This window comes from Labrys neptuniae (genome assembly GCF_040797145.1).
GTDB classification, from domain to species: Bacteria; Pseudomonadota; Alphaproteobacteria; order Rhizobiales; family Labraceae; genus Labrys; species Labrys neptuniae.
In genome coordinates this window covers 247,739-265,563 of record NZ_JBFNQD010000002.1, presented here as the reverse complement: position 1 = coordinate 265,563, position 17,825 = coordinate 247,739, and the positions used below count along the sequence as shown (strand labels likewise).

Genomic DNA, 17,825 nt, shown 5'->3' with positions numbered 1-17,825 from the left:
CGCCGGCTTCCAGCCGGCTCTTGGAAACAGAGCGTTTGCAGGAGAGGAAGAGCCGGCTGGAAGCCGGCGGTCCCAGGGACCCTACTCTTCCTTCTTGGCCTGGCGTTTCTTGGTGCGACGGCGCTGCTTGCGCAATTCGGAGCTCTCATGCACGCCAAAAGTCGAGACTGGCTTGCGCTTGCGCGAATCGGCCTTCTTCTCCGCCCGTGCCTTGTCCTTCAGCAGCGCCTTCACCTGCTTGAGCTGCTCCTGCGTGAAGAAGACTTCCCGGCCCATGGCGGTGAAGAAGCCGTGCTGGCGCGCGACATTGGCGAGCGGCTTGGCTTCCACGCCCAGAAGGCGGGCCGCTTGAGCAAGCGATATCGGGGCGGAGGATTGCGGATCTTCGGTCACGGTCGGTTCCGGCATGATTGTCTCGATCCTCAATAGTGCGGCGGCGGCGGTTCGGGCAACCCGGCGAGATCGGCCCGTTGCTCGCCGATCTCGACGCGATCCTGGAGCTGGACGAGCAGGCGGTTCAGCGCCTCGATCTGCTTCCATTGCGCAATGATGGCCTGGTTGAGATCCTCGATGGTCTCGTCCTGGAAGGCCACACGTGTCTCCAGCGCGTCGATGCGGGCGCTGAGCGTTTCGATCTCGGTCATGGCCATTCCCATATCCGTTTTGCCGTTCATTACCGGCCCCATCCAACCTCTTGGCAAGAACTTTGCGCTAGAACCAGCCCATGTTTCGGGGATTCGGCATATTTCGCGCGTCGACGTGGGTCAACCTGACCAAATTCGCGATCGTCTTCATCGTCGCGATGAATCTGGCGCGTCTCGACCGCCTGACGGGCCTGGCCGCCGGCCTGGCCCTTGCCACCCTCGTGCTGATCTGGCTGCTGACGCGGCTCGGCTTCCTGCCTGTCGGCGGCGACAGCCCGGAATGGCGTCGCCTGATCCGCCGGCACGACCAGGCCCTGACCAAGCGCTATCGCCAGCTCGTGCGGGTCAACGCCTATGGTGCCGAGGAATTCGACAAATGGCATGACGAGCTGGTGCGCTTTCGCGATTCGACCAAGCTCTCGCTCGATGAGAAGGACATCGCCCGTTTCGACGCCCTGGCCACCCGCATGGTGAGCAAATGGGCCTCGGCCCAACCCGATGCCCGCATCCCGGAGGCGATGGAGGAGATCTCGCCGCAGGACTACGAGCATCTGTGCGCCGATCTCCTGCGCAAGGCCGGCTGGGAAGCGGAGGTGACGGGGCAGTCGGGCGATCAGGGCATCGACATCCTGGCGCAGCGCCACGACATGACCGTCGCCCTGCAATGCAAACTCTATTTCGGCAATCCGGTCGGCAACAAGGCGGTGCAGGAGGCCCATGCCGCCGCCGGCTATGTCGACGCCGATTACGCCGTGGTGGTCTCCAACCGGGATTTCACCAACTCGGCCGAGCAGCTCGCCCGCAAGCTCGGCGTGCTCCTCGTCCATCACAGCGAACTGCCCGACCTGGAGACGATGCTGCAGCCGGGGAGGTGAGGCGCGACAAACCTTCTCCCCTTGTGGGAGAAGGTGGCATTGCGAATGCAATGACGGATGAGGGGTGACGGCGAACACCCTCCATCGTTGCGTATCTCCCCTCATCCGCCCTTCGGGCACCTTCTCCCGCAAGGGGAGAAGGCTTGTGGCACCTCAATCCGGATAGCTGACCTGGAACTCGATCTGGCCGTAGTCCTGGAAGGTCCAGTGCCTTGCGGCCTGGCCGGGCCAGAGCAGGGTGACGGCGCCGGCGGCCGGGCGGTAGCAGGCCGTGTAGACCGTACCGAAGCCCTGCGCGTAGCTGGTCGCCAGCAAGGGCGGGGTCAGGAAGGCTGCCGCCAGCCCATTTCCGTCGAGCGTGGGATCCGCCAGGAGCTGTTCGAGGGCTTCCGCCCGCTGGACGGTGCGCGAGAGGCGGCCATGTCTCGGCCATTCCACGCCGAGCTGGTGATTGGTGGTGAAAGCCTTGCCGGAGACGATCGCCGGCCGGTCGGGCGAGAGATAGACCGTTTCGGAGCGGCCCTGGCGGTCGAGCACCGTCACGTTGTAGGCCATGTGGCAGGGAACCGAGCGTAGCGCCTCCACGGCCTGATAGGTGTCGGAACAGACCTCCAGGAGGTAGCGCACGATCATGGGTGCGCCGAAGCCCCGACCGGCCACCGCGCGCCCGCCAAAGGTGAGCGAGACGACGAGGCCGGCATCGTTCATGCCGTCGGCAAGGCCGGAAAGGCCGTCCACCATGCCGATGACGTCCCGGTTGCGCCAGCGCGAGCGCAGCAGCGTTCCCTCGTTCAGTTCCGGCGCCAGGTCGTAGTTGCGCACCAGGATGGGGCCGAGCTCATCGACCAGCACGGCCTGGCTGCAATTGACCAGGTAGCGCGGCGGCGTCCAGAAGCTCAGGAAGCGGGCGAGGTCCTCATCCGAGGGCACCGCGGCGATCAGTCCGGACCACAGCCCCTCCATCTCCGGCATGAAGCGCCGCACGGCGCGTGTAGCATCAACGAGGCTCGGCGCCTGCGCACCGCCCCGTTCCAGAAACCACTGCCGCCAGCCGGGCCAACCGGCCTGGAACACCGCCTTCCAGGCCGGGCCGGGCTCCTGTTCCCGCAAACTGCGGAAGCCTACGTTCATGTCTTTCCACTCATGCCTTCAGAGCCTCATTCGAAACTCGCGGTGAGGTTAAAAAAATAGCTCGGATTTTGTCATGCCTGGGCTTGCCCCGGGCATCCAGATACCGCTCCCCTTCAAGATCGAAGCCCTGGATCACCGGGACAAGCCCGGTGATGACAAAGGTCGAGGTTCCGACGCTTCTTGCGGTCAGATCCATTTGGCCGAAGCCATGTCGACCGGCGGCACGATAGCCGTCATCGCCGAGAGCGGTACCGATTCGAATTGCGCCTTGATGCCGGCGTTCCATTTCTTGGCACGCGCCAGCAGTTCGCGGCTGTCCGATTGCATCCGGCCTCGCGCCAGCAGGCAGCCCATGTCGGCGCCATGGTAGCAATATTCTCCCACGCCGTACACGCGCATGTAGAAGGCCTCGTTCTCGTCACCGACACTGGTCAGGTCGAGGGCAGAGCGCTGATAGGCGATCTCACCGCGATCGTTCATGCGCCAGATGCCCGATTGCGGCACGCGCGTCAGCATTTCCACCTTGTCCTCGGTCTGCTTGAGGATGAGCTGGGTCCAGTGGTCATATTCCTTCCAGCGGCTCTGCACCGCCTCGATGTCGAGGTCGTAGTCGACATCGAGGAATTCGAGAAGGTGGAACAGGAACAGCGGGCAGCCGCCATAGATGGTGGTGATCAGATTGGTCGGCGGCGAGGCGCCGGAGACCCGCGGATTGAGTTCGCCCAGATAGACCTCGTGCGTATCGGTATCGAGCAGGAAGTCACAGCAGAACACGCCGCGATAGCCTTCCTCGTAGAGGCGGTCGCCGAGCTTGCGCGCCATTTCGCGCACCCGGTCGGGCGCATCGCCCGGCAGGATGGTGGGCGAGACGTCATTGCCGCACCAGCCGCCCTTATAGGGCGTGATCTCGGCAAAGCCGGTGATATCGGTCATGACAGGGCCGACCAGCGTGCCGTGGCGGGTGCAGCAGCCCTCGATGGTGCCGGGAAGGTGATTGATGCGCTTCATCACCTTCAGGTCCTGGCCGATGATCTTGGCCGCGTATTTGTCCCAGTCGGCCTGGCTCTTGACGAAGAAGGTGGTGCGCCCGCTGTCGCCATAGGGCGTCTGCACCACCAGGTCACTGCCGAGCCCGGCCGAGGCGGCGAGCGCCTCCAGTTCCTGATAGGTCGAGGCGAGACCCATGGTGTTGGGCGCGCTGGCTACCCCCGCCTCGTTGCCAAGCCGCGTCGTCTCGATCTTGGAATCGAGCCTGGTGCGCAAGGCGGCCTTGGGCAGGGCGACATCGACGCCGGCCTCGGCGCAGAGCTCCTCGGTCTCCTCGTCGAACATCACGAAAATGGCCTTGCCGCGCGGCTTCTTGCGGATGCGGGCCCGAAAGGCGGGATGGGCCACCAGGTAATTGGCGACATCCTCCATCGACTTGAACTCGACCGGCCCGGTGCGCGGCGGCACGAAAACCCGCGGATGCCTGCCGTCGAAAATGTCGAAGTAATTGATGAACTCCAGGCCGCCCACCCACTCGTCGAGCCCGAGCAGGTTGAAGGGCGTCGGCGTGACGACATAGATCGGCGTCTCGTTCATGCGCAGGAAACGATAGATGTCGCTGAGGCTGCGCAGCTTCTCACGTCCACTCATGGTGGGGATCCCATTCTCTGCAGGGTTTGCCGTTGTTGGAGGGCCTGTAGGGCCGAAGAGGCGAAGCGCGGGGCTCGAAGAGCGCACCATCGTCCCATGCGATATCGGCGAAGGAAAACCGGCGAGACGTAAAATGAGCGTTTGTCTCAGGCGCCCTTGCCACACTCCAAACGGCCGCAACGTGCTTGCGACGGTTCAACCAGGCGACAACAGGCTCATCAGCCGGCATGAGGCTCCCTTCTGTGGGGCGACGTCCTCTGTGCCAAATTTCTGACACACTTCCAGCAGGCCGGCAACCGGGCCGAACGGATGCACGGAAGCGATGCTCCCGGGCCTCGCTGATATATCACGACGAAGCCGGGGAAGGCTGGTCGCGCCTCTCTGCGCGGCTGCCTGCGCTTACGCCCGCGCGAGAGGCCCTTCCGCGCGCAACGCCCCCGGCGGCCTGCCTGTCACGCGCTTGAAGGCGCGGCTGAAGGCAGCCTGCGAGGCATAGCCGAGACGCTGGGCGGCGGTATCGATCGACATATGGTCGCGTCCGATCCATTCGGCCGCCAGGCGCATGCGCAGCTCGGTGACATAGCGCAGAGGCGTCTGGCCGGTCACCGCCAGGAAGCGCTCGGCAAAGACCGAACGCGAGGCTCCCATTTCCTGGGCCAGTTCCGCCACCGTCCAGTCCCGGCCGGGGTCACGATGCATGGCGCCGATGGCGCGGCTCAGACGTGGGTCACGCAGCGCGTCCAGCCAGCCAGCCGTCTCCCCGCAGCCGCACTCCACCCAGCCGCGCACGATGGAAGCCGATACCACATCGGCCAGCCGCGCCAGGATGCCCGCCGAGCCGACCCGCTCCGTCAGCACCTCGCGTTCCATCGCCCGCAACATCGGCTCGATTTCCGGCTGGCGCTCCAGGAGCGTGCCGACCAGCATCACCTCCGGCATCTGGGCGACCAGCGGATGCATGCCGCCGAGATCGAACTCCATGCAGCCGCTGAAGACATGCGCATGCTGGCTCGGGCAGGTCTCCTCGGCGCAGGCCGACACGGCGCTGACGCTCTTGCAGAGCGGGACCGCCTCATAGGCGCCGACATCCTGGCTCGGCAGGTCCGGTGCGGAAACGAGACAGTGTTCCCCGCCGCGTGGCAGCAGCACGGCATCGCCGGGCCCGAGAGCGTGTACCGCCCCGCCGGCCATGCGCAGATAGACCGTGCCGCAGGCGACGAAATGGAACTGGGCCCGTCCTTCGACCGTGCCGAAATGCACGCCGAAAGGGGGTGCAGCATGCAGGCGCCGATATTGCACGCCATTCAGCCGCATCCCGAGGAGCAGTTCGCTCATCAGGTCAGCCGGCGGGTTGTCACGACGCACGCGCTCAAGTCCGGACGAATGGTAAAGCATTTCGGATTTAGTGACATGGATCGTCCGAGATGTCCACCCTATGTTGCTGCAACGCAATAGCGTTTTTCGATTTGGCGGGACACCTAGAATTGCAAAAACGCGCCAACCCAACCCGTTGGAGCAAAACGCGTTCCGCCTGAACGCGTTTTGCTCCAGGTCACTTCGACAGGACATGACAGATGAGCGAAGCGTTGCAGAGCGCCTCGACGCTTGACGCGATCGAACCGGATCGCGGCCCGAATCGGGCTTTCAGGGATGATCCCGCCGCACCCGCGACGTCAGCACCAGGATCGCAGAACGCCCTGTGGGGTGCCGTGGTCTCCATGATGCTCGGCGTCTTCGGCCTGGTCACGGCGGAATTCCTGCCCGCCAGCCTGCTGACGCCGATGGCGCGCGATCTCGGCGTCACCGAAGGGGTGGCCGGGCAGGCCGTCACCGCAACCGCCACGGTGGCCCTGATCACCAGCCTGCTCGTGGCGACGGCGACCCGGCGCCTCGACCGCCGCATCGTCCTGCTGGCCTTTTCGATCCTGCTGATCGCCTCCAACCTGCTGGTCGCCTCCGCTTCGAGCCTGCCGGCCCTGATCGCTGGACGGGTGCTGCTCGGGATCGCCCTCGGCGGCTTCTGGACCATGTCCGCCGCCACGGTGATGCGCCTGGTGCCGGAGGCGCTGGTGCCGCGCGCCCTGTCGATCCTGTTCAGCGGCGTCTCGGCCGCGACCGTCTTCGCCGCTCCCGTCGGCAGCTATGTCGGCGACATCGCCGGCTGGCGCGCCGTCTTCCTGATGGCGGCCGGCCTCGGCGCCCTCGCTCTGGTGGTGCAGTTCACCACCCTGCCGCGCCTGGAGCCGCGCGGGCATGCCCGGCTGAGGACGCTGTGGGAAGTGCTGATGCGGCCGCAGATCGGCCTCGGCATGATCGCGGTCACCCTGGTGTTCACCGGCCATTTCGCCTTCTTCACCTATATCCGGCCCTTCCTGGAAACGGTGACGGGGGTCGGCATCAGCACGATGTCGGCCATCCTGCTCGGCTTCGGCATTGCCAATTTCCTCGGCACCTTCCTCGGCGGCTTCCTGCTGGAGCGCAGCCTCCGGCTGACCCTGGCCGCGATGCCGCTGGCGATGGGCGTGCTCGGCCTGATGCTCGCCGGGCTTGGTAGCGCACCGGCGGCGGATACCGTGCTGATCGCCCTGTGGGGCCTCGCCTTCGGCGCCGTGCCGGTGGCCTGGACGGCCTGGATCACCCGCGCCGTGCCGGACGAAACCGAAAGCGGCACGGCGTTGATCGTGGCGGTGATCCAGCTCGCCATCGCTCTCGGCGCCGCCGGCGGCGGCACGATCTTCGACGTCAGCGGCGCGAGCGGCGTGTTCGTCGCGGCAGGCCTGGTTCTCCTGCTGGCCGTCCTGCTCATCCTGGCGGGCGTACGCTCACGCCTGGCGACGGCGACAGCCTGAAGTCAAGCAAAGCTTCGAAAGCGGGCTCCGTCGCCGGAGCCCGCTTTCGTGCGTTTCAGGCGGCCTGGTCCGGCCGCGGGCCGACATAGCGGGACTGCGGCCGGATCAGCCGGCCATAAAGCACCTGCTCGCGGGCATGGCCGACCCAGCCCACCACCCGCCCGGCGGCAAAGACGCTGGTGAAGCTCTCGCGCGGGAAGCCGAGGGCTTCGAGCAGCAAGGCCGTGTAGAACTCGACATTGATCTGCAGCGAGCCGTCCGGCTTGCGGCGGGCGAGAATGCTGGTCGCCGCCGCTTCCACATGCTCGGCCAGAGCGAGGCGGCCCGTGTCGTTCCTGCCCGGACCGAACAACGCCGTGACGGCCCGCTTGAGGGCCTCGGCCCTGGGGTCGCGCACGCGGTAGACGCGATGGCCGAAGCCCATCAACCTGTCGCCCCGATCGAGCGCCGCTTCCAGCCAGGCCTCGGCCGTCTGCGCGGCGGCAATGCCGTCGAGCATGTCGAGGACCGGGCCCGGCGCCCCGCCATGCAGCGGCCCCTTCAGCGCGCTCAGCGCCGCCAGCACCGCGGAGGTCAGGCCGGCCTGCGTGGAGGCGACCACCCGGGCGGTGAAGGTCGAGGCATTGAGGCCGTGGTCGCTGACCGTGACCAGATAGGTATCGAGGGCGGCGGCAGCCTCCAGCCGTGGCACGGCCCCATGCAGCATGCGCAACATGTCGGCGGCATGACCGGCCTTCGGGTCCGGTGCGACCGCCGCCTCGCCCCGCCGCTGCCGGATGATGGCCGGGGTGAGCACCGCCGGCGCGGCGATCAGCCGAAGCGCCAGGGCAAGATCCTCGCCGTCCGCAAGCCGGGCCATGGCAGCGCGCAGGGCTTCGGTGGCCGGCAGATTTGCACCCGGCAGGCCTTCGGAGACCAGCATCTCGAAGACTTCTCGGCGAGCCATGCCAAGGCGAGGCGCCAATTCCTTCGGGCCGGGCAGATCCTCGAAGAAGCCGTCGAGCAGGATGCCGACCAGTTCCTCATAACCGACATGGCCGGCCAGATCGTCGAGCGAATGGCCGCGAATGACGAGCCGGCCGGCGAGGCCGTCCACATCCGACATCACGGTCTCGGTGGCAATGACATCGTCCAATCCATTGTTCATCGCAATCTCCTCAATGAAACCCGTATTGCGGCAAGCATGCTGACGCTTTAGCATTGACGTCAATCTTGATTGAAATCGTCAACATATCCGTCCGGTTGCACCGATGCCCTGGATCACTTCCGAAGAAGCCCTCGCCCTGCTCAAGGTCCAGCCGCAGACGCTCTACGCCAATGTCAGCCGCGGCAGGATCCGGACCAGGCCGCATCCGCAGGACGTACGACGCAGCCTCTATCATGGCGAGGACGTCAAGAGGCTGGCAGGGCGCCATGCCGGGCGGCGCAGTGTGGCCGATGTCGCCGCGCAAACCATCTCCTTCGGCGAGCCCGTACTGGCCTCCGGCCTTTCCACCATCGCCGATGGCCGCCTGTGGTATCGCGGCGAAGACACCGTCCGCCTGTCGGAGCAGGCAGGCCTCGAGGAGATCGCGCGGCTGCTCTGGCAGGTCGGCAAGGTCGACCTCGCCTTCCCGCCGACCGTCAAGGGCACGCCGATCCCGACCAATCCCTTCGAAGCCGCTCTGCTCGCTTTGGCGCGGCGGGCCAGCCACGACTTCCCTACGGGCGGGCGCTCCCATGCCGTGCTCTGCCGGGAAGCGGCGGGGCTGGTCGGCACCATGGCAGCCGCCATGCTCGGCGGCGGTTCCGATGGTACCTTGCCGTTACACCAACAGGCGGCACTGGCCTGGCAGGCGCCCGATGCCGCCGATCTCATCCGGCGCGCCCTGGTCTTGCTGGCCGATCACGAGCTGAACGCCTCGACCTTCGCTGCCCGCACGGCAGCATCGACGGGCGCGCCGCTGGCCGCCGGCCTGCTGGCGGGGCTGGGCACGCTCGCCGGCCCGCTGCATGGCACGGCCGCGGTGAGCGTGCAGGCCCTGGCCGAGACCGCCCGTCGCATCGGCGCCCGTCGCGCCGTGCATGACTGGCTCTCCCGCGGCCATCGCCTGCCCGCCTTCGGTCATCCGCTGTATCCCGACGGGGATCCCCGGGCGACCGCCCTGCTGGCCTGCTTCTCATGCAGCGAGATCTATGAGGGCATCCGCGAAGCCGTGGCAGAACATAGCGACGAGCCGCCGAATGTCGATTTCGCCCTCGCGGCCCTGGCCGACCGCCATGGCCTGCCGGCGAGTGCGCCCTTCACGCTCTTCGCTTTGGCTCGCTCTGTCGGCTGGATCGCCCATATGCTCGAGCAGACGGCCCGGGGCAGCCTGATCCGCCCCCGCGCCCACTATGATGGACCGCCGCTGAACATGGCGGCGGCGGTGGAAACCGCCTGACCCTCGCCGGCAAACCGGCTTTTGCGACAGCAGGCGTCCCCTGTTCCGCAAGCATCAGCGCCGTCTAGAGAAAGTGCGATTTCGTTGAATCGCACTTTCTCTCTAACCTTTTGTTCTAACGCGTTTTCTTAATCGAAAAGTCTATCAACTTTTCTGGAAAACGCTCTAGCCGGGTAGCGATGCCAGGCGTCAGCTGGGCGCAAAACGCTTTGAAATGCTTTCGGCCCCAATGCGATAGTCGACAAAGCCAATGCCGGCGTAAAAGGCCTGGCCGCCTCCGTTCTCCTTGCGGATGGTGGCGTCGATGAAGCGCACGCCCGCCGCCTTGGCGGCTCCCGCCGTCTCCCGGAACAAGGCACGGCCGATGCCCCTGCCATGCGCCGCCGGCGCCACATAGGTCGCGATGACCGCCCAGTCCGCCGGCAGCCGATCCTCGCCGGGCCAGTCCGGATCGCACCATTCGAGAGCCTGGAAACCCAGGATCTGCCTATTCTCCACCGCCACGAAGCAGCAGATTCCACGCAGGACGGCGATGAATTCGGCGCGGATGCGGTGCTCGTCGAAGGGCCGGCGATGCGCCGTGGTTCCACCGATCGCGATGATCTCGTTGATGAGTCGGGCCATCGAACCGGCATCCTCCGACAGGGCGATCCGGATATTCATGGACATAAATAGCTCGCTTTCGGTCGAATCGAGGCTCCTCGCCGCACCCTATCCGGCCGATCCTGTTCGGCAAAGGCAGTCGCCCCGATGTGTCCAACTGCGGCCGGTCCCGGCCGAATGGCAGAGGGCCGGGACGGGCCGATCAAGCCTGGTCCTGGAACTCGATCTCCGCCAGGGCACGAAGCTCGGCTTCCTGCCCTGGATAGGCGGCGGACGGCAGGTCCTGCAGCGTCAGCCGCAAGCTCGCCATATGCAACAGCTGCTGCTGCCTCGGCGTGGGCTTCTCCAGGTCGAAAAGCGAGGCGATCCCGTCGCGCAGCCGACGGTCCTGCTCGCTGGCGTCCCAGCCGCTATAGCGGAGCCATTCCTCCTTGGGATCCATTGGCAGATCCTCCTTCTGCAGGCCGCCGGGAAAGATGGCCAGTACCTTGCGGCATCGCGCTGCGGCTTTCGTACAGAGCGAAAACCGCACCATTTGGGCATTGTGACCGGCAGATTGCTTTTTGATCGTCACATGTTGCCAAAACAACAATCAAGGTCGAATATCTGACATAATATGTGCTCTTTTGCGCTATAGTGTCAGGACAATGACCAAGAAGGACAAAAAGAAACGCCAGCCTGATATGCGGCATCAAGTGGGTGCCCTTCCCGTGCGCGAACGGGACGGACGCCTGGAAGTGTGCTTGATCACCACGCGCGAGACCAGCCGTTGGTCGATCCCGAAAGGATGGCCGATGAAGGGGCGCAACGATTGGGAAGCCGCACGAATCGAGGCAGAGCAGGAGGCCGGGCTGGTCGGGACCGTAGGCGAAAAACCCTGCGGCAGCTTCATCTATTGGAAACGCCAGGCTGAGCACTTCGATCTTGTCGAGGTCTGCGTCTACCCTCTGCATGTGAATGCGACCTTGCCGACCTGGAAGGAGATCGGCCAGCGCCAGGTACGCTGGGTCCTGCCGGCCGATGCGGCCCTCGTCGTCGAGGAGCCGGGACTGTCCTCGTTGTTGCAGGGAATGAAACGCTGAAGCGTTTCGCGCGTCGCCATCGGGGACACCGGTTCAGCGCAAGAGATCGGCAGGCGAGCCAGTGCTGTCGACTCACTCGATGAGCCCGGTCTGCGATCTCCTGGTTTTCGAGCAGATAGGGGACGGCCAGGGGCGGCATTCCGCGTACCGGCCTCATGGTATCCCGGCGCAGGCACTTTGTGCCGGAACGCCCTTGAAGCGATCGGCGAACCAGTCGGGAAGGGCCGCGACAGCGACGGGCACGATGTTTTCGTGGTCGAGGCCCTTGCTCTCGCGGTAGTCGACTGTCACGCCCTGCTGGCAAAGATCCCGGGCAACCTTGCGGTTGAGCTCGACGGGTACGGCAATGTCCTTGTCCCCCTGGAAGAAGACGAACGGCACGTTCCTGACCGGCAGGAAGGCATCGTTCGCTTCCAGCCATTGGCGCCAGGGCTTGCCCGGCTGCAGGCCATCGCGATTGGCGAAGAGCGTGGTCGGCTTCCCCTCCGTCTTCTCCGCGATCGCCCAGCAGCCCGCGCTCAGATGTTCGAGCATTTCCAGTCCGTCGGTCGACAGCACATCCCGCAGCGCGAGTTCGGGATGGCCGACCCGCAGGCCGACCATGCGGGAGATATAATAGCCACCCGTGGCTGTCGTGGTCAGGTCGTATTCGGTCAGATCCCAGTGCCGGGAAGCCGGGGCGATTTCGCCCGCGCCGAGCAATTCGAGCTCGGGGGCGTAGGCCTGCTGGAGATGGGCAAGCCAGAGCGATGTCTGCCCGCCTTGCGACCAGCCATATTCGACGAAGCGCGGCCCGGCATCCGCGCCGGGAAACGTCTGGGCAAGGCGCACCGCGTCCAGGGAGGCCTTGGCCTGGGCAGCGCCGTTGAGATAGGCCGTGGAGCCGGGCGTGCCCAGCCCCTGGTAGTCGCTGGCGACGACCACGAAGCCCTTGTCCAGCATCTGCTCCAGGGCGGGGATGCGAATGCCCCATTTGTCGACGAGGCTGCGCCGGGAGGGCGCGCAGCTATCCTGCATGCCGGCCGTTTCGTGGTTCCAGAGCACGAGGTGCCCAGGCTGCTTCCTGGAGGCGGCGGGCAGGTAGATCTCGCCGGACACATAGGTAAGCTTGCCGTCGGCCCCTTCCGTCACATAGACGACGTTCCAGGCCTTGGCGCCCTTTGGAGCGTCGAAACGTTGCTGCACCCAATAGATGTCACCGCGCTTGGCGCCGGCCGGCACCTCGGTGGGCACGTCGTCCCAGAAGGCTGCCCCCTGGGGACCGGTCCTGGGTTCCATCGAGGAAGTCGGAGCTGCCGCGAGCGGGCCGGCCGCCAGGGCCGACAACAGCAAGGCTCCGATAACCGCAAGGGCATATGACAATTTCATGCGCGCCTCCCCAATCTGTCTCTTTTGTTTTTCCTCATGGCCTGTTTGGCGGCAGAGGATGCAGAGCTTGGGGGAATGTCGCAGAGGGCGGAAATCGCTACAAATAGTATGTTGGCCGCCAGACATAACCGAAAGGTTATGAGAGACAGACTCACCATTCCTCGAATCGCATGGGCTTGAAGAGCCAAGGCGAGGCTTATCATCCGAGCTTTCGGGCTGGCATCGTCATGGCGACGACACCGACGACCACACAGGCCAGGCCCGCCCAAGCCGTCGAGGATAACGTTTCTCCAAGAAACAGGACGCCGATCGCAACACCGATCGGCACCCGAAGATAAGCCTGTGCGGTCGTGCCGACGGAACCGAGCGTTTGCACGAGCCGGAAATAGATCACGAAAGCCACAGCCGTCGAGAAAACAGAAAGCGCAAGGAGAGCCAGCACGGAAGTGGCACTGGGAGCCAAGGTCCAGGGGCGATCGACGATGAGACTGGCCGGCACCAGGACCATCGCGCCAGAGACCAGCGAGCCGGCGGCCGGTATCATCGGATCGAGCCCCCTGAAGGACTTGCTGAAGATCGCGGCGCCGGCATAGCAGAGCGTGGCGGCGACGATGGCGAGCTGCGCGCCCATTTCATGCCCGAAGCCGCCGAGCGCCTCCACGCCGACGATCAGGCAGGTTCCGATCAGCCCTGCCGCAACGCCGAACAGCTTGCGGCCGGTGACGGCTTCGTGGCGGGTGAGCGCCGCCGTCAGCAGGAAGGCGAAGATCGGCGAGGTGGAATTCAGGATCGTCGCAAGGCCCGCATCGGTCGTCTGTTCGGCCCAGGCGATCAGGGTGAAAGGCACGACGCTGTTGAGGCAGGCCTGAAGAGCGAAGCGCTCCCATATCCGCCGATCCGCCGGCAATCCCAGCCCGCGCAGCCGGAGGACGGCGACGAGAATGGCTCCTGCAATCAGGGTCCTGGCGGCGATCAGCGTGACCGGTGGAATGGTTTCGACGCCGACCTTGATAAAGGCGTAGGACGCTCCCCAAAGGGCAGAAAGCGCCAGAAGCAACACCGGTTGGTTTGCCATGTTCGCCATGCCGGCCATCGCGTTCCCGTTCTCATCGAGGCTGTTCATGCCCTCCTGCCTAGCTGGAACCGTAGCCGAATGTTTCGGTGCTCACCGAACTGTCGAGCACCGATAGTCACGTTTTGTTCTCATTTTGCTTGGCGATGCCGCGCTTCCTCGCTATCGTCGGGCAGGCTGACGGGGAAACGAGATGGTATCGCGCGTCGCGACGGTGGCATTCGAGGGCGTGGAAGCGCGCCAGGTCGACGTGCAGGTCCAGATCATGACCGGTTCGGTGGTGTTCACCATCGTCGGCCTGCCCGACAAGGCGGTGTCGGAAGCGCGCGAAAGGGTGCGCGCCGCCCTGACCGCCGCCGGCCTGGCCCTGCCGGCCAAGCGCATCACCGTCAATCTCGCCCCGGCCGATCTGCCCAAGGAAGGCTCGCATTTCGACCTGCCCATCGCGCTCGGGGTGATGGCCGCCATCGGCGCCATTCCGCATGATGCGCTGGAGGGCTACTGCGTGCTGGGCGAGCTCGGCCTCGACGGCACCATCACCAAGGTCGCCGGCGTGCTGCCATCGGCCGTCGCCGCCAATGGCCGCGGGCTCGGCCTGATCTGCCCGGCCGCCTGCGGTCCGGAAGCGGCCTGGGCCGGCCCCGAGATGGACATTCTCGCCCCGCGCTCCCTGATCCAGCTGGTCAATCATTTCAAGGGCACGCAGCTGCTCTCCCGCCCGCAGCCGCGCATCGCCGCGGCGCCGGCCACCCTGCCCGATCTCAGGGACATCAAGGGCCAGGAGACAGCCAAGCGCGCCTTGGAGGTGGCGGCAGCCGGCGCGCATAATCTCCTGATGATCGGTCCGGCGGGTTCTGGCAAGTCGATGCTGGCGGCAAGGCTGCCCTCGATCCTGCCGCCCCTGGTGCCGGCCGAGCTCCTGGAAATCTCGATGATCCATTCAGTGGCCGGCCAGCTCGCCGGCGGCGAACTCACCAGCCGGCGCCCCTTCCGCGCGCCCCATCATTCAGCCTCGATGGCGGCGCTGATCGGTGGCGGCATCCATGCCCGGCCGGGCGAAGTCTCGCTCTCCCATCACGGCGTGCTCTTCCTCGACGAGATGCCGGAATTCGCGCCGCAGACCCTCGATGCCCTGCGCCAACCGCTGGAATCGGGCGAGGCCGTGATCGCCAGGGCCAATGCCCGCGTCGCCTATCCCGCGCGGATCCAGCTCGTCGCGGCGATGAACCCGTGCCGCTGCGGCAAGGCCAACGATCCCGGCTTCGCCTGCCGGCGTGGGCCGGTGGAGCGCTGCGCCGCCGACTACCAGGCCCGCATCTCCGGCCCGCTGCTCGACCGCATCGACATCGTCGTCGAGGTGCCCGCCGTCTCCGCCGCCGATCTCATCCTGCCGCCGCCGGCAGAGGGGTCGGCCGAGGTGGCGACCCGGGTGGCCGAGGCCCGCGACCGCGCCGCCCGGCGCTACCGCACGCTCGGCCTGCCCGATGGCTCCACCAATGCCGGCGTGCCGGTCAATGTGGTCGAGGAGGTCGCCCGCCCCGATGCGGCCGCCACCAAGCTGTTGCGCGACGCCTCGGAGGCCATGCGTCTGTCCGCCCGCGGTTTCCACCGCGTGCTGCGCGTTTCGCGCACCCTGGCCGATCTCGACGGCGAGGCCGATGTCGGCCGGATCCACATCGCCGAGGCGCTGAGCTACCGGGCGCGGACGGACAGGGCGACGGTGCTGGCGTGAGCGAAAGCGCACCATCATCGGCAGAATGACGGATTATCGATGGCATCCGCCACTCCTTCAAAGGTGATCCTCTTGCGCTCCTCCCTTTTGCTTTTCGCTGCTGCCCTTTCTTTCTCGCCAGCTTTCTCGTCAGGCCTGGCGATGGCGGCGGAGCATCCCTGCATGGAAGATGCCGGACGCAGGGCAAAAGCCTTGATCGCCTTCAACTACGGGACTTCGCTCGATTACGCTCTTTTGAGCGAACTGCCGATCCGCGTGCTGCCACCGATCAAGCGCCCCGAGATCGGTGACCGCCTCGATGTGATCGAGGTGGTCGGCTTCGTCAATCGCGCGCGGTATCGCGTGCGTATTCTTTATGCGCAGGGCCGCTGCACCATGCTGGGCCAGGAGATCGTGGATGTCAGCAGCCGGGTGGATTGATCGGCACGCTGGCGACGCGGCCGCCAAGCCGCTATCTGCAGACACCACCCAGCCGATGTTCACCCGAGACATGTCATGCGCATTCCCGTCCTTCTCGCCTCCCTTGCCTTGCTCGCCGGCACCACCGCTTCCCTGGCCGCTCCCCGCCCCCGCTGCGCCGATGCCGCGGTGAAGCAGGCCACCAAGCTGCTGGCTTTCCATTCCGACAATGACGACCGCGCCCGCGTCGATGCCGATAGCGTCAAGGCGATCGGTACCGTCGGCGCCCTGGTCGGCAAGGGGCGTTTCGATGTGATCGAGGTCGAGGGCTCGATCTACAAGGGCGAGTATCGCATGCGCCTGATCTACGCCCAGATCCCGGGCGACTGCGTGCTGATGGGCCAGGAGATCCTCGAACGCAGCGATCCCTATTGACCGCTGCGGGTTTGCCAGCCTCGGCCGAGGCCGTAAGTTATTGTGGCCGCATCGTTCTCGCGAAACCGGCGTCCACTTTTCGGCTCGATGCTTTAGACTGGGTTGCCAGCCGCAGCAGCGATCGAGGTGATTCATGACGGGCAGCCAGGCAGCCGGACGCCTTTTTGCGGCGCTGATCGCCGTCACGGCCTGGCTCGCCGTCGTTCTGCGTGCCTGGATCGTAACGTCCTTCGTGATGGCACAGGGTCGGACGGCGCTCGACGGCCTCGTCACCGTGTTCAGCTATTTCACACTGCAGGCCAATGTGATCCTGGCCATCGTCGCCACCGCCTGCGCCCTGCGCGGAGAGGCCGATGGATTCCTGACCCGGCCCTCGACCCGGGCGGCCGTCACCGTCTACATCGTCATCGTCGGCGTGATCTATGCCGTGCTTCTCGCCGGGTTGCGGCAGTTGACGGGCCTCGCCGTTCCCGTCGACATCGCCCTGCACCGAGTGGTGCCGGTGCTCTTCACGCTCTATTGGCTCATCTTCGTGCCAAAGGGCCGGTTGGCCTGGCGCGATCCGCTGGCCTGGCTCGCCTTTCCGGCGCTCTATGTCGTCTATTCGCTGATCTATGGTGCGCTGACGGGGCGTTATCTCTACCCGTTCTCCAACGTGCCGGTGCTCGGTTATCCCCGCGCCCTCGCCAATGCCGCCCTCATCCTTCTGGCCTTCTACGGCCTCGGCCTCGCGCTGGTAGCACTCGATCGCGCACTCGCCGGCTCCGCCATCCGGGCCCGGCAATGACGTTTGACGGTATCATGATGACGGATCCATTGCTAAGCTGCCGATCGCAGCCACGGCGAGGTACGTCGTGACAGGCAATCCAGGGCTCGGGCGCCTCTTCGCAGCGATGATCGCGCTCATCGCGGGCGCCGCCGTGCTGCTGCAGGTGCTGCTGGGCATCGAGGCCGTGCAGGCGCGGGGCGGCAGCGCGCTCGAGGGCGTCATCCTCGTCTTCAGCTACTTCACCGTGCTCACCAACACGCTGGTGGCGATCGTGTCCGGGGCCAGCGCCCTTCTGGGAGAACGCGACGGCTTGCTGACCCGGCCGGGAACCCGGGCAGCCGTGGCCATCTATATCTTCGTGGTCGGCGTGATCTTCGCCGCCCTTCTCACCGGGCTGCGCCCGATGAGCGGCCTGACGCTTGCCGTCGACACCGTGCTGCATCGCGTCGTTCCGGTCTTGTATGTGCTCTACTGGCTCCTCTTCGTGCCGAAGGGACGATTGAGCTGGCGCGACCCGCTGGCATGGATGCTCTACCCCCTGCTCTATGTCGCCTATTCGCTGCTCTACGGCGCCCTGACCGGCCGCTATCTCTACCCTTTCGCCGACGTCACGGTCCTCGGCTATGGCGGCGCCCTCGCCAACGGCCTCGTCATCCTGGCGGGCTTCCTTGCCCTCGGCCTGATCGTGGTGGCGATCGACCAAGCCATGGCGCCGAAAGAGCCTGCCTGATCAGGTAGCGCGATACTGCGGCTTGTTGTCACAAATCCGTGCGAAAACTGTGATGATGCTGCTCCGATGGGGATT

The 17,825-nt window shown here is 65.8% G+C and carries 19 protein-coding genes; 9 read left to right on the top strand and 10 right to left on the bottom strand.

Features of this window, described 5'->3' with window-relative positions; translation table 11 throughout:
- Nucleotides 1-81: 81 nt before the first annotated feature.
- Together ABXS05_RS08575 and ABXS05_RS08570 are read right to left on the bottom strand one after the other, a co-directional pair.
- Complete coding sequence (locus ABXS05_RS08575; protein ID WP_311934147.1) at nt 82-408, bottom strand: hypothetical protein; 327 nt, start codon at nt 406-408, stop codon at nt 82-84.
- A 14-nt stretch (nt 409-422) separates the two neighbouring features.
- On the bottom strand, nt 423-644 hold the full coding sequence (locus ABXS05_RS08570) for a SlyX family protein (RefSeq protein WP_068283664.1): 222 nt from the start codon (nt 642-644) through the stop codon (nt 423-425).
- 80 nt (nt 645-724) lie between these two features.
- Here ABXS05_RS08570 and ABXS05_RS08565 point away from each other — a divergent pair, with 80 nt between their 5' ends.
- Nucleotides 725-1,519: a restriction endonuclease gene (locus ABXS05_RS08565; RefSeq protein WP_367623597.1), complete on the top strand. Its 795-nt coding sequence runs from the start codon at nt 725-727 to the stop codon at nt 1,517-1,519.
- A 153-nt stretch (nt 1,520-1,672) separates the two neighbouring features.
- On the opposite strand, the gene ABXS05_RS08560 is transcribed toward ABXS05_RS08565, so the two are convergent.
- The 3 genes from ABXS05_RS08560 to ABXS05_RS08550 all read right to left on the bottom strand — a co-directional run bounded on the left by ABXS05_RS08560 (nt 1,673) and on the right by ABXS05_RS08550 (nt 5,683).
- Nucleotides 1,673-2,650: a C45 family autoproteolytic acyltransferase/hydrolase gene (locus ABXS05_RS08560; protein ID WP_367623596.1), complete on the bottom strand. Its 978-nt coding sequence runs from the start codon at nt 2,648-2,650 to the stop codon at nt 1,673-1,675.
- 186 nt (nt 2,651-2,836) lie between these two features.
- Nucleotides 2,837-4,288 (bottom strand): biotin carboxylase, encoded by a 1,452-nt coding sequence (locus ABXS05_RS08555; protein ID WP_068283653.1) that lies wholly within the window; start codon nt 4,286-4,288, stop codon nt 2,837-2,839.
- Between the two features lie 399 nt (nt 4,289-4,687).
- Entirely contained in the window at nt 4,688-5,683 is a 996-nt protein-coding gene (locus ABXS05_RS08550) for an AraC family transcriptional regulator (protein ID WP_376717623.1), read from the bottom strand.
- Nucleotides 5,684-5,862: 179 nt separating this feature from the next.
- Between ABXS05_RS08550 and ABXS05_RS08545 the strand changes: the two genes are divergently transcribed.
- Entirely contained in the window at nt 5,863-7,137 is a 1,275-nt protein-coding gene (locus tag ABXS05_RS08545) for an MFS transporter (RefSeq protein ID WP_367623595.1), read from the top strand.
- Between the two features lie 55 nt (nt 7,138-7,192).
- On the opposite strand, the gene ABXS05_RS08540 is transcribed toward ABXS05_RS08545, so the two are convergent.
- Nucleotides 7,193-8,284: a citrate synthase/methylcitrate synthase gene (locus tag ABXS05_RS08540; protein ID WP_367623594.1), complete on the bottom strand. Its 1,092-nt coding sequence runs from the start codon at nt 8,282-8,284 to the stop codon at nt 7,193-7,195.
- 103 nt (nt 8,285-8,387) lie between these two features.
- On the opposite strand from ABXS05_RS08540, the gene ABXS05_RS08535 reads away from it, so the two are divergent.
- Nucleotides 8,388-9,560, top strand: coding sequence for a citrate synthase (locus ABXS05_RS08535; protein ID WP_367623593.1), 1,173 nt, complete (start codon nt 8,388-8,390; stop codon nt 9,558-9,560).
- Nucleotides 9,561-9,749: 189 nt separating this feature from the next.
- Here ABXS05_RS08535 and ABXS05_RS08530 read toward each other — a convergent pair whose 3' ends face one another.
- Nucleotides 9,750-10,229, bottom strand: a complete 480-nt coding sequence (locus ABXS05_RS08530) for a GNAT family N-acetyltransferase (protein WP_311934139.1) — start codon at nt 10,227-10,229, stop codon at nt 9,750-9,752.
- A 136-nt stretch (nt 10,230-10,365) separates the two neighbouring features.
- Nucleotides 10,366-10,605 carry a hypothetical protein gene (locus ABXS05_RS08525; RefSeq protein ID WP_367623592.1) on the bottom strand — a complete coding sequence of 80 codons (240 nt, stop codon included), beginning with the start codon at nt 10,603-10,605 and terminating at the stop codon, nt 10,366-10,368.
- A 253-nt stretch (nt 10,606-10,858) separates the two neighbouring features.
- Here ABXS05_RS08525 and ABXS05_RS08520 point away from each other — a divergent pair, with 253 nt between their 5' ends.
- Nucleotides 10,859-11,245 (top strand): NUDIX hydrolase, encoded by a 387-nt coding sequence (locus tag ABXS05_RS08520; protein WP_367623591.1) that lies wholly within the window; start codon nt 10,859-10,861, stop codon nt 11,243-11,245.
- 153 nt (nt 11,246-11,398) lie between these two features.
- On the opposite strand, the gene ABXS05_RS08515 is transcribed toward ABXS05_RS08520, so the two are convergent.
- The gene (locus ABXS05_RS08515) at nt 11,399-12,613 is read right to left on the bottom strand and encodes a lipase family protein (protein WP_367623590.1); all 1,215 of its coding nucleotides are present in this window, start codon (nt 12,611-12,613) and stop codon (nt 11,399-11,401) included.
- Nucleotides 12,614-12,812: 199 nt separating this feature from the next.
- Complete coding sequence (locus tag ABXS05_RS08510; RefSeq protein ID WP_367623589.1) at nt 12,813-13,736, bottom strand: DMT family transporter; 924 nt, start codon at nt 13,734-13,736, stop codon at nt 12,813-12,815.
- Nucleotides 13,737-13,878: 142 nt separating this feature from the next.
- Between ABXS05_RS08510 and ABXS05_RS08505 the strand changes: the two genes are divergently transcribed.
- The 5 genes from ABXS05_RS08505 to ABXS05_RS08485 all read left to right on the top strand — a co-directional run bounded on the left by ABXS05_RS08505 (nt 13,879) and on the right by ABXS05_RS08485 (nt 17,750).
- Nucleotides 13,879-15,417: a YifB family Mg chelatase-like AAA ATPase gene (locus ABXS05_RS08505; protein ID WP_367623588.1), complete on the top strand. Its 1,539-nt coding sequence runs from the start codon at nt 13,879-13,881 to the stop codon at nt 15,415-15,417.
- Nucleotides 15,418-15,579: 162 nt separating this feature from the next.
- Nucleotides 15,580-15,837, top strand: coding sequence for a hypothetical protein (locus ABXS05_RS08500; RefSeq protein ID WP_367623587.1), 258 nt, complete (start codon nt 15,580-15,582; stop codon nt 15,835-15,837).
- 75 nt (nt 15,838-15,912) lie between these two features.
- A complete protein-coding gene (locus tag ABXS05_RS08495) occupies nt 15,913-16,251 on the top strand; it encodes a hypothetical protein (protein WP_068283622.1) in 339 nt (112 codons plus the stop codon).
- Between the two features lie 133 nt (nt 16,252-16,384).
- Nucleotides 16,385-17,038 (top strand): Pr6Pr family membrane protein, encoded by a 654-nt coding sequence (locus ABXS05_RS08490; protein ID WP_367623586.1) that lies wholly within the window; start codon nt 16,385-16,387, stop codon nt 17,036-17,038.
- A 67-nt stretch (nt 17,039-17,105) separates the two neighbouring features.
- Complete coding sequence (locus ABXS05_RS08485; protein WP_367623585.1) at nt 17,106-17,750, top strand: Pr6Pr family membrane protein; 645 nt, start codon at nt 17,106-17,108, stop codon at nt 17,748-17,750.
- The last annotated feature ends 75 nt before the right edge of the window (nt 17,751-17,825 follow it).